This window comes from Rubrivivax sp. A210 (assembly GCF_904426505.1).
Lineage (GTDB): Bacteria > Pseudomonadota > Gammaproteobacteria > Burkholderiales > Burkholderiaceae_C > Rubrivivax.
On sequence record NZ_CAJGBN010000011.1, the window covers coordinates 63,955 to 80,572 of the forward strand.

Sequence of the window (16,618 nt, forward strand, 5' to 3'; positions counted from 1 at the left end):
TCGCTCATCGCGTGTGCGCCTCGAAGGCCAGCCACCAGGCGCGCAGGCTGGGGGCGGCGGGATGCAGGGTCCAGGGCTCGCCGTTCGCGGCATCGGTCCAGGCCAGGGTCTGGGCGGGCAGCATCAGCGGCGGCCGGCCCTCGACATGCAGCGTCGCGGCTTGCCAGACGAAGACGGCGCGCAGCGCGGCGTCGCTGCGCCATGGCCCGCCGTCCGCCACCGCCTGCATCAGGCTGTGGCCGGCGTCCTGGCGCACGAGGAGATTGAGATCCTGGGTGACACCGGCGATGAGCGTGCAGGCGGGTGCCGCCGCGCCGTCGAACTGGATCGGCGCCGAGTCGGCAAGCAGTCGTTGCTCGCCATCGTCAAAGCCCAGCACCACGCCCGCGCCTTCGGCCACGGCAAACCAGCGCTCTATGCCGGGGTAGGCGCTGAAAGGCCCGCTGCGCGCGACTTCGGCGACGCTGATGCGCAGCCACCAGTCGGCGGGTGAGGGCAGGGCCAGCAGGTCGCGCGTGGTCCCGCCGCCATTGCGCCAGGGCTGGGGCGCGATGCCGGCCAGGGTGACGATGTGCATCAGGCGCCGCCCTCGATAAGCCGCGGGAACAGCGCGTGCTCCAGCGGCGCGCCCGGCGGCAGTTCGTCGGCCAGGCCCGGGAAGTCGGGCGAGGTCTTCCAGCGCCGCGGCGCGTGGCGCATGTCATCGCCCAGGAAGCGCACAGAGAACACGCGGCGCCGGCGGTCGGCGCCGGCCGCGGCGTGCAAGGCCAGCATGTGGAAGGCCACGGCATCGCCCGGCTCCAGCGCCCAGCCCAGGATGGGATGCTGGGCCCTGGTTGCTTCGATGTCGGGCAGGTCGGCCAGGCTGCCTTCGGGGAACCAGCGCGCCTCATTGCTCATGAAGCTGCGCGGCATCAGCCAGGGGCCGCGGTGGCTGCCGGCGACGAACTCCAGCGTCGCCTCGCGGCGCACCGGGTCCACCGGAATCCAGAAGCTGATGTTCTGGCGGCCATCGACGTTGTAATAGGGCTGGTCCTGGTGCCAGGGCGTGGCCTGGCGCGTGCCCGGCTCCTTGGTGAGCATGTGGTCGTGGTACAGGCGCACGCTGCGGCTTTGCATCAGCCGCGCCGCGGCCTCGGCCAGGGGTGATTCGAAGATCACGCTTCGGTAGTCGGCATTGGCCTGCCAGTTGCAGAAGTCCTCGATGAAATGGCCGGGGTCGTCGGGCCGGCTGGCCACCAGGGCGCGCGGGCTGGGATGGGCCAGGTTGGCGTCGATGCCGCGGGCGAGAACGGCCACTTCATCGGCCGAGAGCAGGCCGCGCAGGCAGACCGCGCCGTCGCGCTGGAAGGCGGCAATGGCTTCGTCGGAGGCCACGGCCGCGGCGCGTGCGGCCAGGCTGGGGTGGCGGCTCGTGGTCAAGGCTGGAACTCCCCGTGCAGGCTGTAGCGCTGGCCCGGGTGCACCAGGCGGGCGATGGTGATGGGCGCCTCGCGCGTGAAGGTGCGGCGCACGACGATGAGGCAGGGCTCGGCCTCGGCAATGCCCAGCAGCGCCGCCTCTTGCGCGGTGGGCCGGCCGGCCTCGATGGCGTACTGCGCGCGCCACAGCGCCGTGGTGTCGAACAGCTGCTGCGTCGGCGTGGTGCGCGTGAAGTCGGCCGCCAGGTAGCCGGGCGCGCAGGCCGGGTTGACATAGCGGTCTTCGCATTGCAGCGGCAGGCCGTTGTCGTGGTGGACGATGAGGGTGTGGAAGACCTCGCTGCCGACGGCCACGCCCAGCTGGGCCGCCAGCGCCGCATCGGCCGGCTCGGCACGCTGCAGATGGACCAGGGCATGGTGGCGGTGGCCGCGCGAGGTGATCTCGTCGTGCAGATCGCGCAGCGTGAGGGTGCTGCTCACCTTGTGCAGCGGCGCCGCGAAGGTGCCCACGCCCTGGGTGCGCTGCACCAGGCCCTCGGTCTGCAGCTCGCGCAGCGCGCGGTTCACCGTCATGCGGCTGACGCCGAACTCGGCCACCAGCTCGGCCTCTGAAGGCATCAGCGCGCCGGCCGGCCAGCGCCCTGCAGCCAACCCGGCCTTGAGGTGCTGCTTGACGCGGGCATAGGGGGCCGAGGGCGGCGGTGCGTCGGTGGCAAGCATGGCTGAATCCTACTTGCATAGACTTGTCTAGTCAAGTACATTGCGGCCACGCCAAGCCGCCCCTGGAGCCCGCCATGACCGATCTTTCCACCGTCCAGCATCTTGCCCAGCCCCGCCCGGTGCGTGCCCCCCGCGGCACCGACATCGCCTGCGCCAACTGGCTCATCGAGGCCGCTTACCGCATGCTGCAGAACAACCTCGATCCCGAGGTGGCCGAGAACCCCGACGCCCTGGTGGTCTATGGCGGCATCGGCAAGGCGGCACGCAACTGGGACTGCTTCGAGGCCATCCTCACGAGCCTGCGCAAGCTGCAGCCCGACGAGACCCTGCTGGTGCAGAGCGGCAAGCCGGTGGGCGTGTTCCGCACCCATGCCGACGCGCCGCGCGTGCTCATCGCCAATTCGAATCTGGTGCCCAAGTGGGCGACCTGGGAGCATTTCGACGAGCTCGACCGCAAGGGTCTGATGATGTACGGCCAAATGACGGCTGGCAGCTGGATCTACATCGGCAGCCAGGGCATCGTGCAAGGCACTTACGAGACCTTTGTGGAGGCCGGCAAGCAGCACTACGGCGGCGATCTGGCCGGCCGCTGGATCCTCACGGCCGGCCTGGGCGGCATGGGCGGCGCCCAGCCGCTGGCCGCCACCTTTGCCGGCGCCTGCAGCCTGAACATCGAGTGCCAGCAAAGCCGCATCGATTTCCGTCTGCGCAGCCGTTACGTCGACGAGCAGGCAGCCGACCTGGACGACGCGCTGATCCGCATCGCGCGCTACACGGCCGAGGGCAAGGCGGTGAGCATTGCGCTGCTGGGCAATGCGGCCGAGATCCTGCCCGAGCTGGTGCGGCGCGGCGTGCGGCCCGATCTCGTCACCGACCAGACCAGCGCGCATGACCTCGTCAACGGCTACCTGCCGGCCGGCTGGAGCGTGGAGCAATGGCGTGCCGCCCAGGCCGATCCGGCCCGGCACGCGGCCCTGCGTGCCGCCGCGGCGCAAAGCTGTGCGGTGCACGTGCAGGCCATGCTCGCCTTCCAGAAGCAGGGCATTCCCACGGTCGACTACGGTAACAACATCCGCCAGGTGGCCAAGGACGCCGGCGTCGCGAACGCCTTCGACTTCCCCGGCTTCGTGCCGGCCTATGTGCGCCCGCTGTTCTGCCGCGGCCGCGGGCCCTTCCGTTGGGTGGCTCTCTCGGGCGACCCGGAAGACATCCGCAAGACCGACGCCAAGATGAAGGAGCTGTTCCCCGAGGACGCGGCGCTGCACCGCTGGCTGGACATGGCGGGCGAGCGCATCGCCTTCCAGGGCCTGCCGGCGCGCATCTGCTGGATAGGCCTGGGCGAGCGCCACCGCGCCGGCCTGGCCTTCAACGAGATGGTCAAGAGCGGCGAGCTGAAGGCGCCCATCGTGATCGGCCGCGACCACCTGGACAGCGGCAGCGTCGCTTCTCCGAACCGCGAGACGGAAAGCATGTTGGACGGCAGCGACGCGGTGAGCGACTGGCCGCTGCTGAACGCCCTGCTCAACACCGCGGGCGGCGCCACCTGGGTCAGTCTGCACCACGGCGGCGGCGTCGGCATGGGCTACAGCCAGCACAGCGGCGTGGTCATCGTCTGCGATGGCACGGATGAAGCGGCAAAGCGGGTCGAGCGTGTGCTCTGGAACGATCCCGCCACCGGCGTGATGCGCCATGCCGACGCCGGCTACGCCAGCGCCGTGGCCTGCGCCCGCGAGCAAGGCCTGAACCTGCCCATGATCGGAGGCCTGTGATGCTGCTGCGGCCCGGAAATCTCACGCTCGAGGAACTGCAGGCCATCCACGCCGGTGGCCAGCCCTTGGTGATGGACCCCGGCGCGCTGCCGGCCATCCTGGCCAGCGCCGCCATCGTGCGCCGCGCCGCCGAGGGCAGCGCCCCGGTCTATGGCGTCAACACCGGCTTCGGCAAGCTGGCCAGCACGCGCATCAGCGAGGCCGACCTGGCCACGCTGCAGCTCAACCTGATCCGCAGCCACAGCGTCGGCGTCGGCGAAGCGCTGCCCGCGCCGGTGCTGCGCCTGATGCTGGCGATGAAGGCCGCCAGCCTGGCGCGCGGCTTCTCCGGCGTGCGGCCGGTCGTCATCGACAGCCTGCTCGCGGTGCACAACGCCGGCCTCGTGCCCTATGTGCCCAGCCAGGGCAGCGTCGGCGCCTCGGGCGACCTGGCACCGCTGTCGCACATGACGCTGGCGCTGATGGGCGAGGGCGAGTTCATGGTGGACGGTGTGCGCCGCCCGGCCGCCCAGGTGCTGCGCGAGCGCGGCATCGCGCCGCTGGTGCTGCAGGCCAAGGAAGGGCTGGCGCTGATCAACGGCACCCAGACCAGCGCGGCGCTGGCGCTGCACGGCCTCTTTGCCTTCGAGCCGGTGCTGGAATCGGCCCTGGTCATCGGCGCGCTCACGGTGGACGCGGCGCGCGGCAGCGACGGCCCCTTCGACCCGCGCATCCACACGCTGCGCGGCCAGCCTGGGCAGATCGACGTGGCGCAGTACTACCGCCAGCTGCTCGCCGGCAGCGCCATCCGGCAGTCCCACCAGGAGGGCGACGACCGCGTGCAGGATCCCTATTGCCTGCGCTGCCAGCCGCAGGTGGTGGGCGCCTGCCTCGACCAGCTGCGCCATGCCGCCCTGGTGCTGCTGCGCGAGGCGAATGCCGTCACCGACAACCCGCTGGTCTTTCCGGACGACGGCAGCATGATCAGCGGCGGCAACTTCCACGCCGAGCCGGTGGCGCTGGCGGCCGACGCCATGGCCTGCGCCATCGCCGAGGTGGGCGCCATCGCCGAGCGCCGCATCGCCATGCTCATCGACAGCAGCGTCTCGCGCCTGCCGCCCTTCCTGACGCCCAACGCCGGGCTCAACAGTGGCTTCATGATCGCCCACGTCACCGCGGCCAGCCTGGCCAGCGAGAACAAGAGCCTGGCCCACCCGGCCAGCGTCGACAGCCTGCCCACCAGCGCCAACCAGGAAGACCATGTGAGCATGGCCACCTTCGCGGCGCGGCGCCTGCAGCCGATGATCGCCAACGTGGCCCATATCCTGGGCATCGAGCTGCTGGCCAGTGCGCAGGGCATCGAGTTCCTGCGCCCGCTGGCCAGTTCGCCGCCGCTGGAAGCCGCCCACGCCCTGCTGCGCCAGCGCTGCGGCGCGATGATGGTCGACCGCTACCTCGCGCCCGACATCGAGGCCGCCTCTGCGCTGGTGCGCGATGGTTCGCTGTCGACCCTGCTGCACACGCTGGAGGGCCTGCCCACGCTGTGGGTGGCGGCCTGATGGGCTTGAAGTTCAGCCGCGCTTGAAGACCAGCAGCCGGCCGCGGTAGGCCGGCGCCTCGCCGTGGGCGCCGTGGTCCAGGCGCTGCTCCTGCAGCGCATAGCCCTGCTGCGCCAGGGCGCGCGCAAAGCGCGGCCGGTTGCCGCGCTCGGGGTCGACGATCCAGATCTCGGCCTCGTCGGCGGCATGGCGGCCCACGAAGCCGGCCAGCGCCGCGCTGGCGTCGCGGTCATAGAGCACGTCGCTGCCGATGATGAGGTCGAAGCGGCCCAGCGCGGTGGGCCGCCAGGCCGGCTGCGCCAGATCGGCGGGCGGGGCGATGGCCCATTCGCCGTGGCGGTATTTCATCGCCGGCAATGCGTTGAGCCGCAGGTTGGCGGCCAGGAAGCCGGCGGCCAACGGGTGGTTGTCGCTGGCCGTGACGTCGGCGCCGCGGCGGTGGCCCACCAGGCTGGACAGGGCCAGGCCGCAGCCGATCTCCAGGATGCGTTCTCCGGGCTTGAGCAGGCGCGCGGCCATGCGTGCGGCCAGCAGCGCGCCCGAGGGCCACAGCAGCCCGAACAGCGGCCAGGTGGCCGACGAGATGCCCAGCCGCGCGGCCTCGCCCAGCGGGTCGGCGAACTGCTGGCGGTCCAGCAGCGAACGGATCATCAGGTGGTCGGCGCCGGCAATCGCGATGCGCTCCAGCTTGGTCAGGTAGCCGGGCATCGGGAGGGGCGGGCCGGGTGGCGCGCGCTGTCGGGGGACTCGGAGCCGCAGTATGCGCCTCGGCCCTTCCACCCTGTCGCCGGGGTCGGCCGGGCCTTGACCGCCCGCGGCAACTGCGGCCGAATCGCCGCCTGCACACCCGCACCCGACAGGAGACCCGCCCATGGCCCGCGTCAGCAACCCACCGTGCCACTGCAAGGGCCAGGCCTGATGGCCCCCCGGCGCGCCTCGGCGCTGGCTCTGGCTGCCGCACTGCTGGCGCTCTGGCTCGCTCCGGCTGCCCTGGCGGCACAAACCCTGGTGGTGGGCTCCAAGCGCTTCACCGAAAGCTATGTGCTGGGCGAGATCGTGCGCCAGTCGCTGGCGCAGGCGGGCGTCGCGGCCGAACACCGCCAGGGCCTGGGCAATACCGGCGTGCTGGAGCAGGCGCTGGCCGCCGGCGCGGTGGACATCTACCCGGAATACACCGGCACCATCGTGCGCGAGCTGCTCAAGGGTGAGGGCAATCCGCCGCTGGACGAACTCAACCGGCGGCTGGCGCCGCGCGGGCTGAAGGCGGCGGTGCCCTTCGGCTTCAACAACAGCTATGCGCTGGCGCTGCGCGAGGCCGATGCGGCCCGCCTGGGGCTGCAGACGATTTCCGACCTCGCGCGGCTGCCGGCAGGCACGCTGAAGGCGGGGCTGTCGCACGAGTTCCAGCAGCGCGCCGACGGCTGGCCGGCGCTGCAGCGCGCCTACGGCCTGACGCTGGCGCCGGGCGCGGCGCTGGACCACGGCCTGGCCTACGAAGCGCTGCGCGGCGGCCAGGTCGACCTCATCGACGTCTATTCCACCGACGCCAAGATAGCCCGCTACGGCCTGCGCGTGCTGGCCGACGACCGCGGCTTCTTCCCGCGCTACGACGCCGTGCTGCTGATGCGCGCCGGCGTCGACGAGGCGCCGCTGCGCGCCCTGGCCGGGCGCATAACCGAGGCGACGATGATCGCGCTCAACGCCCAGGTCGAGCTCGACGGCCTCGCCTTCGCCGAGGTGGCGCGGCGCTTCCTGGCCGGCGCCGCGCCCAACGCGGCGGCGTCGACCCCGGCCCCGCGCCAGGGCTTCGCCAGCCGTTTGTTCGCGCCCGATCTGGCCCGGCTCACGGCCCAGCATCTGGCGCTGGTCCTGGGCTCGCTCGTGCTGGCGGTGGCGGTGGGCGTGCCGCTGGGCATCTGGGCCTGGCGGCGGCCGCGGCTGGCGGCCTGGTTGCTGGGCGCCGTGGGCGTGCTGCAGACCGTGCCCTCGCTGGCGCTGCTGGCCTTTCTGGTGGCGGCGCTGGGCCGCATCGGCTTCGTGCCGGCGCTGCTGGCCCTTTTCGTCTATGCCCTGCTGCCCATCGTGCGCAACACCCATGCCGGGCTGGCCGGCGTGCCCTTGGGCCTGACGCTGGCGGCGCGGGCGCTGGGCCTGAGCGAGCGTCAGACGCTGGTCACGGTGCAACTGCCGCTGGCCGGCCCGGTGCTGCTGGCCGGCATCAAGACGGCGGCGGTCATCAACGTCGGCACCGCCACCGTGGCCGCCTTTGTGGGCGCCGGCGGGCTGGGCGAGCGCATCGTCGCCGGCCTCGCCGTCAACGACAGCCAGGCCATGCTGGCCGGCGCGCTGCCGGCGGCACTGCTGGCGCTGGCGGTGCAGGGCGGCTTCGAGTGGCTGGAGCGGCGCTGGCGGCACTGAGGCGGTCGCAACCTTGCGACAATCGCGGGCTCAGGAGAACCCAGCCCGTGACCCACATCCTCCAATCCCTTCCCGCCGGCCAGCGCGTCGGCATCGCCTTTTCCGGCGGCCTCGACACCAGCGCCGCCGTGTACTGGATGCGCGCCAAGGGCGCCATCCCCTGCGCCTACACCGCCAACCTCGGCCAGCCCGACGAGAGCGACTACGACGAGATCCCGCGCAAGGCCCTGGCCTATGGCGCCGACATCGCCCGCCTCGTTGACTGCCGTGCCCAGCTGGTGGCCGAAGGCATTGCGGCCATCCAGTGCAGTGCCTTCCACATCTCTACAGGTGGCGCCACCTACTTCAACACCACGCCGCTGGGCCGCGCCGTCACCGGCACCGCGCTGGTGGTGGCGATGCGCGAGGACGGCGTCAACATCTGGGGCGACGGCAGCACCTACAAGGGCAACGACATCGAGCGCTTCTACCGCTACGGCCTGCTCGCCAACCCGTCCCTGAAGATCTACAAGCCCTGGCTCGACCAGGCCTTCATCGACGAGCTGGGGGGCCGCAAGGAGATGAGCGAATACCTCGTCGCCCATGGCTTCGACTACAAGATGAGCGTCGAGAAGGCCTACAGCACCGACAGCAACATGCTGGGTGCCACGCACGAGGCCAAGGATCTGGAATACCTCAGCTCCGGCATCCGCATCGTGAACCCCATCATGGGCGTGGCCTTCTGGAAGGACGAGGTCGCGGTGAAGGCCGAGACCGTGAGCGTGCGCTTCGAGGAAGGCGTGCCGGTGGCCCTCAACGGCATCACCTTCCCCAGTGCGTTGGCGCTGTTCGAGGAGGCCAACCGCATCGGGGGCCGCCACGGCCTGGGCATGTGCGACCAGATCGAGAACCGCATCATCGAGGCCAAGAGCCGCGGCATCTATGAGGCCCCGGGCATGGCGCTGCTGCACATCGCCTACGAGCGCCTGGTCACCGGCATCCACAACGAGGACACCATCGAGCAGTACCGCGCCAACGGCCGCCGCCTGGGCAAGCTGCTGTACCACGGCCGCTGGTTCGACCCCCAGTGCATGATGCTGCGCGAGACCGCCCAGCGCTGGGTGGCGCGCGCCATCACCGGCACCGTGACGCTGGAACTGCGCCGCGGCAACGACTACAGCCTGCTCGACACCGAGAGCCCCAACCTGACCTACAAGCCCGAGCGGCTGAGCATGGAAAAGGTGGAGGGGGCCTTCTCCCCGGCCGACCGCATCGGCCAGCTGACCATGCGCAACCTCGACATCGAGGACACGCGCGCCAAGCTGGGCATCTACAGCCGCGTAGGCCTGCTCAGCGGCGAGGGCGGCATGGGCCTGCTGGAGCCGCCGCGCGGCGGCTGATCAGTGAAAGGGCCGCCGCGTCCCGAACCCCGGGCGCGCGGCGGCGGGCACGTTCAGCGCGCCGTCTGGCGGCGGCGCAGGGTGCCCATGCCGGCCAGGCCACCGGCCAGCAGCAGCCAGGCACTGCTGGGCTCGGGCACCGACGGCGTGACGGCGCTGCCGGTGAGACCCTGGAAGTCGAAGGCCAGCGCCGAGTCGTAGAGATTGTCCTGGATGTTGGTGACACCCACTTCGACGCGGAACCTGCCGCCGGCCGTGAAGCTGTAGCGCGACTGCAGCCAGCCCGTGTTGCCGCAGGAGCCCACGTCAGCGAAGCACAGGCCGCTGGAATCGCCCAGCAGCGACGAGATCGGCGTCGTCGTCCGGTTGAAATCGAAAGCCCCGAAGTTGACGATGGTGGCATCGGGATTGAAGGCGGGCGTGATGTCGCCCGGAATCATCCGGCCGGTATTGCGGTTGCCGCTGCGCACCGTGAAGAGCCAGGCCACGGTGGAAGAGTTGGACTCGTTGATGATGCGCGCCCAGCCATAGTCGGCGAACTCGCTGCCGTCGGTGGTGATGTAGTTGAAGGCCATCGAGAGCGTGTCGCCGGCATTGGCCGCGAAGGCGGTGGAGCGCAGGCGCGAGCCGTTGGTCTCGCCCGACTGCACGGCCGGGGTCAGCGCGCCGCCATTGGCCGTCGAATCGGCCGTGGTGACATAGCCGAAGCTGCCATTGGCGAACAGCGTCGAGTCACCGATGTCGCCGGCGGGGCCGCTGGTGCCGGTGCTGCCTGCCGTTTCCCAGCTGCTGACGTTCGAGGGCAGCGGCGTCGCCGCGGCCCAGGAGGCCTGGGCCGTGCCCAATGCCACGATGGCGGCGGCCATTGCAAGGGGGCTGGGGCGGTTGTTCTTGTTCATGGGTCTTTCCTTGCGTAGAAGAGTTGTCCGGACGGCCGCTACTGGGCCTCTGAGTACGGGTAGTGCGCAAGAAATGAGCCTTGCGGCCGGCCTTTGACCCCCTGTTTGCGGGGGCGGCCTGCAAGTGCCTGATCACTGCGCAATATTTCGCTTGCTTCGCTGGCGTCACGGCCTGAAGAGAGCCTGGCGGACGCTGTTGGCGTCTTGGTGCCTGGGGCATTTCGCCCAGTTCTGCCGGTTGGGGGCGGGTGATCTGCCTGAGCTTGTATCCAGTTGTCAACGGGGTTCGCGCCCGATAGGGCCGGCAATGGCGGGCTGCAGGCCTGCCAAGGCCAGGCCCTCCTGGTGACGCATCAGCGTTGCTGCAGGCTTTGCAGATGTCCTGGCTGGGGAGGGGGGAGAGGCTTTGCCTGAGGCCGCAGGGGCCCGGAGCGGATGGCAGCCGGGGAGGCCGCCGCGCGGGGCCATTGCGGCCCCGCGGCTGGAAGTATCAGTCTTCGGCGCGCCGACGGCGGCGCAGCGCCACGCCGATGCTGGCCAGGGCGCCGAACAGCATCATCGTGTTGGTGCCGGGCTCCGGCACCGGCGAAGCGGCCAGCGGCGGCGTGCCGGTGAGGCCGGCGAAGTCGAAGACCATGGCCGAGCCGAACTGCTGGTCGATGGCGTTGATCACGCCCACCTCGAGCCGGTAGCTGCCGGCGGCGGCAAAGCTGTGGGTGGTGCGGAGCCAGCCGGTGAAGCCGCAGGAATTGACGGTGTCGTAGCACTGGCCGGAGGCATTGCCCAGGCCCGAGAAGAGGGGCGCGTTCGCGGCGGTGCGCTCGACGAAGTTGAAGGTGTCGAAGTTGGTGATGGTGTCGCGCGGATCGTATTCGTCGGTCACGCCGCCGGGAATCATGCTGCCGGTGTTGCGGTTGCCGCTGCGCACGGTGACGAGCCAGCCGACGGTGCTGAAGTTGGTGGCATTGACGATGCGCGCCCAGCCGTAGTCGGAGAACTCGCTGCCATCGGTGGTGATGTAGTTGAAGGCGGCGGTAAAGGTGTCGCCGGCGTTGGCCGTGAAGGCGGCCGAGCGGATGCGCGAGCCGTTTTGCTCATTGAACTGCAGCGACGGCGTGAGGGCGGCGCCGATGGCGCTGGAGCCGTCGGTGGTGACATAGCCCAGCCGGCCGTTGGCGTAGGCGCCGGCCAGCTCGGTCACGCTGCCATTGGCCGGCGTGGCGCCGGACACACCGACGGTGGTCCAGCCGGCCAGGCTGGCCGGCGGCAGCACTGCAACGGCCTGGGCCAGCGTCGGCGCCGCGAGCGTCAGCGCAGCAAGGGCTGCGCCGACGAGGTTCCGGTGGGCGTATGTCTTCATGTTCATTCCCCTGTTCGAGTTCGGTGATGGGTGGGTGCCCTGGCGGCCGGCCACCGCGAAGGTGGCCGGCCGGGAGGGGCTTAGCGCAGGGTGACCGCGATGTTGGTGCGGTTGGTGTGGGTCGAGGTGCGCAGGCTGGCGCGGGTGGCGCAGGTGGGGCCGACGGCGTCGACGGTGAAGGCGCCGGTGGCGTCAGCGGTGACGGTGGCGATGGTGTTGGCAGCCGTCGGGGCGGCCGGGACGGTGCCGGTGCTGTAGACGGTCACGGTGGTGTTGGGGACCATGCCGGTGCCGTCCATGCGCCAGCGGCGGCTGGCACGGGTGCACTGGGTACCGGCAGCCACGGCCACCGGCTCGGAGGTGATGACGGGGGTGCGGACGTGGGTGACGGCGCTGAGGAGGCCGTTGGTGTTGGCCACCGTGTAGTCGAAGCCGGCGTTGGCGTTGGCCGCGGTGCCGCCGACGAACTTGACGGTGCCACCGGCTTGCACGGTAGCGGTGCCACCGACCACGGAGCCCGGGACGATGGTGACGCTGGCGGTGTTGAGGGTGCCGCCGTTGCCGATGTCGTTGGCCAGGACGTTGATGGTCTGGCCGCCCACGTCGGCGGTGCCGATCAGGGTGGTGACGGGGCCGTCAGCGGCGGCCAGCGGGGTGGCGCCGGCCAGGGGCACGTCGACGTTGACGTTGACGGTGGCGACGTTGGAGGAGCCGACGACGCCGGTGGCGTTGACCGTGTACTTGAAGGAAGCCGCGCCGACACGACCGTTGGGCGTGAAGGTGAAGGTGCCGTCCAGGTTCTTGACCAGGGTGCCCATGTTGGCCGGGGTCAGGCCCGGGGCCATCAGGGCGACGGTGGCGGGATCGATCGGAGCCAGGGCATTGGCCAGGTCATTGGCCAGCACCGTGATGGGCTGCGGGCCGACGGCTTCACCGGCGATGGTGACCAGGTCGTCGAAGGCGTAAGGCACGCCCGGGGCGTAGGCGTCGTTGGCCGAGGGGGCCAGCTCGACGCGGCCCAGGCCGCCGGTGGAGGACTGCACGACGATCAGGCTGGGAGGAATCGTGACGCCGCTGGCCACCAGGGTGACCGAGGCGGGGTCGCCGGCGACGGTGCCGGTGGTGGCGGTGACGGTGGCGTAGCCGTCCAGGATCAGGGCCGGGGGCAGCTCGGCGCCGAAGCCCTTGTCGCTGGAGGTGGCCACGACGGTGAGGGTCTGGGCCACGGCGTCATACGAGGTGGACAGCACGGTGACGACGTCGTGGGCGGTGGCCAGCGCGCTGCTGGGCGGGGTGTCGGCGCTGTTGATCACGATGACCTGGCCGGGCAGGGCGCCGGTGGGGTCGGTGAAGCCGTGGGTGTAGAAGCGGTCGAGCACGTCGGGGCCGACCATGCGCACCGGGGGCGTGGTGGAGGAGGCGGCGCTGAGCAGCGGCACGGGCTGGCTGGCCAGGGCGCGGCCGGCGGTGGCCGAGACATCGACGTGGGTGCCGGCGGCGTTGCGGCTGTAGGTGACGCCGTCGACCTTCAGCGGGCTGCCGATGGGGCTGGTGATCGCGTCATGCACGCGGCCGGTGAGGCTGAAGATGGCGGTTTCGGCGCAGCTGCCGGTGCTCAGCGGGTCGGCGGGATCGGCGGGACCGAAGCCACCCAGGACGATGACGGAGCCGTCGGCGCGCTTGCCGCAGATGCGGAAGAAGTTGGTGTTGAAGGGGCTGCCGGTGACATTGACGGGGTCGACGTCGGCCAGGAACTGCGCGCCGTTGATGGTGACGGGGGGCAGGGCGGCGCCGGTGACGGGGTCGGCGGCGACCAGGAAGGGGCCCAGACGGCTCTTGAGGGCGCCGTTGAACACGCCGGTGGTGATGCCGATGTCTTCGGAGAAGTTCAGGTCGCGGTTGCCGGGGCCGACAGCGGTGACTTCGATGACGTTGGTGCCGTAGGGGTGGGTGACCGTGTAGGTGCCGACTTCGGGCACGCCGGCGGTGGCACGGATACGGGTGAAGGTGACCTGGTCATTGACCGCGGCCACGCCGCCGTTGAAGGTGGCTTCCAGGCCGAGGACGAGGGTGGCCTTCTTGCCGCCGGGCATGTCCATCGGCGGGGTGGTGGCGCGGAAGTAGAACGACTCGCCGGGGAAGGTGGCGGGGAAGTTGTACGGGGGCGCGGTCTCCATCAGGCAGACCAGGCCTTGCAGGCCGCCCGGGTCAGCGGCGTTGGGCAGGCACAGGTCGAGCACCAGGCCGGTGGCATCCTGGTACCACAGCGGGAAGCCGTGGCCGGCGGGCGAGGGCAGGTTGGTCGGGCCGACGCGGGCCAGATCGGCGTGGGCGGCCAGGCTGGCCACGGCCAGCGCGCTGGCGCACAGGGCGCCCTTGAAGAAACGGGTGGTACGCATGGTGAGTTTCCCTGAATGTGGAAGTGGTGTTGGGTGACGCGCTTTCGGCGCGCGCTCGCTTTCTTGTTCGCAAGCACCGTGCCGCTTCCTTGGGGGTGGTCGCCCCCTGTTTGCGGGGTCTTTACAAGTAATTGATTTGATTGTGTTTTTTGTGATCTGACGGGGGCTTCATGCGACGCCCGGGGCTAACGGTCCGGTTTGGGGGTAAGTCGGGTGGGGGATAACACCCGCCGGTGCAGGCGGGCCCCGGGTCTTATGGCGGACCATGAGGCCTTTGCGGCCTTTGCGGCCTGTGCCGCCTGAGGGGCCGGCCTGAGCGGCTGGCCCGCAGGCCTGGGACCAGGCGGCGCGGCACGCACACCGCAACCCCAAATGAAACGACCCCCGCTGTTGCCAGCGGGGGTCGGGAGGCAGCGTGCTGCCAGGCCATGCCCTGGCGGCCGGCCCCCGCGAAGGTGGCCGGCCGGGAGGGGCTTAGCGCAGGGTGACCGCGATGTTGGTGCGGTTGGTGTGGGTCGAGGTGCGCAGGCTGGCGCGGGTGGCGCAGGTGGGGCCGACGGCGTCGACGGTGAAGGCGCCGGTGGCGTCAGCGGTGACGGTGGCGATGGTGTTGGCAGCCGTCGGGGCGGCCGGGACGGTGCCGGTGCTGTAGACGGTCACGGTGGTGTTGGGGACCATGCCGGTGCCGTCCATGCGCCAGCGGCGGCTGGCACGGGTGCACTGGGTACCGGCAGCCACGGCCACCGGCTCGGAGGTGATGACGGGGGTGCGGACGTGGGTGACGGCGCTGAGGAGGCCGTTGGTGTTGGCCACCGTGTAGTCGAAGCCGGCGTTGGCGTTGGCCGCGGTGCCGCCGACGAACTTGACGGTGCCACCGGCTTGCACGGTAGCGGTGCCACCGACCACGGAGCCCGGGACGATGGTGACGCTGGCGGTGTTGAGGGTGCCGCCGTTGCCGATGTCGTTGGCCAGGACGTTGATGGTCTGGCCGCCCACGTCGGCGGTGCCGATCAGGGTGGTGACGGGGCCGTCAGCGGCGGCCAGCGGGGTGGCGCCGGCCAGGGGCACGTCGACGTTGACGTTGACGGTGGCGACGTTGGAGGAGCCGACGACGCCGGTGGCGTTGACCGTGTACTTGAAGGAAGCCGCGCCGACACGACCGTTGGGCGTGAAGGTGAAGGTGCCGTCCAGGTTCTTGACCAGGGTGCCCATGTTGGCCGGGGTCAGGCCCGGGGCCATCAGGGCGACGGTGGCGGGATCGATCGGAGCCAGGGCATTGGCCAGGTCATTGGCCAGCACCGTGATGGGCTGCGGGCCGACGGCTTCACCGGCGATGGTGACCAGGTCGTCGAAGGCGTAAGGCACGCCCGGGGCGTAGGCGTCGTTGGCCGAGGGGGCCAGCTCGACGCGGCCCAGGCCGCCGGTGGAGGACTGCACGACGATCAGGCTGGGAGGAATCGTGACGCCGCTGGCCACCAGGGTGACCGAGGCGGGGTCGCCGGCGACGGTGCCGGTGGTGGCGGTGACGGTGGCGTAGCCGTCCAGGATCAGGGCCGGGGGCAGCTCGGCGCCGAAGCCCTTGTCGCTGGAGGTGGCCACGACGGTGAGGGTCTGGGCCACGGCGTCATACGAGGTGGACAGCACGGTGACGACGTCGTGGGCGGTGGCCAGCGCGCTGCTGGGCGGGGTGTCGGCGCTGTTGATCACGATGACCTGGCCGGGCAGGGCGCCGGTGGGGTCGGTGAAGCCGTGGGTGTAGAAGCGGTCGAGCACGTCGGGGCCGACCATGCGCACCGGGGGCGTGGTGGAGGAGGCGGCGCTGAGCAGCGGCACGGGCTGGCTGGCCAGGGCGCGGCCGGCGGTGGCCGAGACATCGACGTGGGTGCCGGCGGCGTTGCGGCTGTAGGTGACGCCGTCGACCTTCAGCGGGCTGCCGATGGGGCTGGTGATCGCGTCATGCACGCGGCCGGTGAGGCTGAAGATGGCGGTTTCGGCGCAGCTGCCGGTGCTCAGCGGGTCGGCGGGATCGGCGGGACCGAAGCCACCCAGGACGATGACGGAGCCGTCGGCGCGCTTGCCGCAGATGCGGAAGAAGTTGGTGTTGAAGGGGCTGCCGGTGACATTGACGGGGTCGACGTCGGCCAGGAACTGCGCGCCGTTGATGGTGACGGGGGGCAGGGCGGCGCCGGTGACGGGGTCGGCGGCGACCAGGAAGGGGCCCAGACGGCTCTTGAGGGCGCCGTTGAACACGCCGGTGGTGATGCCGATGTCTTCGGAGAAGTTCAGGTCGCGGTTGCCGGGGCCGACAGCGGTGACTTCGATGACGTTGGTGCCGTAGGGGTGGGTGACCGTGTAGGTGCCGACTTCGGGCACGCCGGCGGTGGCACGGATACGGGTGAAGGTGACCTGGTCATTGACCGCGGCCACGCCGCCGTTGAAGGTGGCTTCCAGGCCGAGGACGAGGGTGGCCTTCTTGCCGCCGGGCATGTCCATCGGCGGGGTGGTGGCGCGGAAGTAGAACGACTCGCCGGGGAAGGTGGCGGGGAAGTTGTACGGGGGCGCGGTCTCCATCAGGCAGACCAGGCCTTGCAGGCCGCCCGGGTCAGCGGCGTTGGGCAGGCACAGGTCGAGCACCAGGCCGGTGGCATCCTGGTACCACAGCGGGAAGCCGTGGCCGGCGGGCGAGGGCAGGTTGGTCGGGCCGACGCGGGCCAG

Annotated in this window: 12 protein-coding genes; 4 read left to right on the forward strand and 8 right to left on the reverse strand. The window is 70.9% G+C overall.

Annotated elements, in window-relative coordinates; translation table 11 throughout:
* Positions 1 to 4 precede the first annotated feature (4 nt).
* From JMV16_RS08570 to hutC, 3 genes are read right to left on the reverse strand one after another with little or no spacing between them, the layout of a single operon-like run.
* A complete protein-coding gene (locus JMV16_RS08570) occupies positions 5 to 577 on the reverse strand; it encodes a HutD family protein (RefSeq protein ID WP_201493838.1) in 573 nt (190 codons plus the stop codon).
* Complete coding sequence (locus tag JMV16_RS08575) at positions 577 to 1,398, reverse strand: phytanoyl-CoA dioxygenase family protein (protein ID WP_411565016.1); 822 nt, start codon at positions 1,396 to 1,398, stop codon at positions 577 to 579. Before JMV16_RS08575 ends, JMV16_RS08570 begins: the two co-directional genes overlap by 1 nt.
* A 20-nt stretch (positions 1,399 to 1,418) precedes the next feature.
* Complete coding sequence (gene hutC, locus JMV16_RS08580; RefSeq protein ID WP_201493840.1) at positions 1,419 to 2,141, reverse strand: histidine utilization repressor; 723 nt, start codon at positions 2,139 to 2,141, stop codon at positions 1,419 to 1,421.
* Positions 2,142 to 2,215: 74 nt separating this feature from the next.
* Between hutC and hutU the strand changes: the two genes are divergently transcribed.
* Positions 2,216 to 3,910, forward strand: a complete 1,695-nt coding sequence (hutU, locus tag JMV16_RS08585) for a urocanate hydratase (protein ID WP_201493841.1) — start codon at positions 2,216 to 2,218, stop codon at positions 3,908 to 3,910.
* Complete coding sequence (gene hutH / locus JMV16_RS08590; protein ID WP_201493842.1) at positions 3,910 to 5,448, forward strand: histidine ammonia-lyase; 1,539 nt, start codon at positions 3,910 to 3,912, stop codon at positions 5,446 to 5,448. The genes hutU and hutH overlap by 1 nt, the downstream gene beginning before the upstream one ends.
* Before the next feature lie 12 nt (positions 5,449 to 5,460).
* On the opposite strand, the gene JMV16_RS08595 is transcribed toward hutH, so the two are convergent.
* Entirely contained in the window at positions 5,461 to 6,156 is a 696-nt protein-coding gene (locus tag JMV16_RS08595; protein WP_201493843.1) for a class I SAM-dependent methyltransferase, read from the reverse strand.
* A 210-nt stretch (positions 6,157 to 6,366) separates the two neighbouring features.
* Between JMV16_RS08595 and JMV16_RS08600 the strand changes: the two genes are divergently transcribed.
* Together JMV16_RS08600 and argG are read left to right on the forward strand one after the other, a co-directional pair.
* Complete coding sequence (locus JMV16_RS08600) at positions 6,367 to 7,866, forward strand: glycine betaine ABC transporter substrate-binding protein (protein ID WP_201493844.1); 1,500 nt, start codon at positions 6,367 to 6,369, stop codon at positions 7,864 to 7,866.
* Positions 7,867 to 7,913: 47 nt separating this feature from the next.
* A complete protein-coding gene (gene argG / locus JMV16_RS08605; RefSeq protein ID WP_201493845.1) occupies positions 7,914 to 9,245 on the forward strand; it encodes an argininosuccinate synthase in 1,332 nt (443 codons plus the stop codon).
* Positions 9,246 to 9,298: 53 nt separating this feature from the next.
* On the opposite strand, the gene JMV16_RS08610 is transcribed toward argG, so the two are convergent.
* From JMV16_RS08610 to JMV16_RS08625, 4 genes are all read right to left on the reverse strand, one after another.
* The gene (locus tag JMV16_RS08610; RefSeq protein ID WP_201493846.1) at positions 9,299 to 10,144 is read right to left on the reverse strand and encodes an NF038132 family protein; all 846 of its coding nucleotides are present in this window, start codon (positions 10,142 to 10,144) and stop codon (positions 9,299 to 9,301) included.
* Positions 10,145 to 10,634: 490 nt separating this feature from the next.
* The gene (locus JMV16_RS08615) at positions 10,635 to 11,504 is read right to left on the reverse strand and encodes an NF038132 family protein (protein WP_201493847.1); all 870 of its coding nucleotides are present in this window, start codon (positions 11,502 to 11,504) and stop codon (positions 10,635 to 10,637) included.
* 80 nt (positions 11,505 to 11,584) lie between these two features.
* A complete protein-coding gene (locus tag JMV16_RS08620; protein ID WP_201493848.1) occupies positions 11,585 to 13,903 on the reverse strand; it encodes an Ig-like domain-containing protein in 2,319 nt (772 codons plus the stop codon).
* A gap of 474 nt (positions 13,904 to 14,377) precedes the next feature.
* Positions 14,378 to 16,618, reverse strand: a 2,241-nt coding sequence (locus tag JMV16_RS08625; RefSeq protein ID WP_201493849.1) for an Ig-like domain-containing protein, incomplete at its 5' end; no start/stop codon positions are given.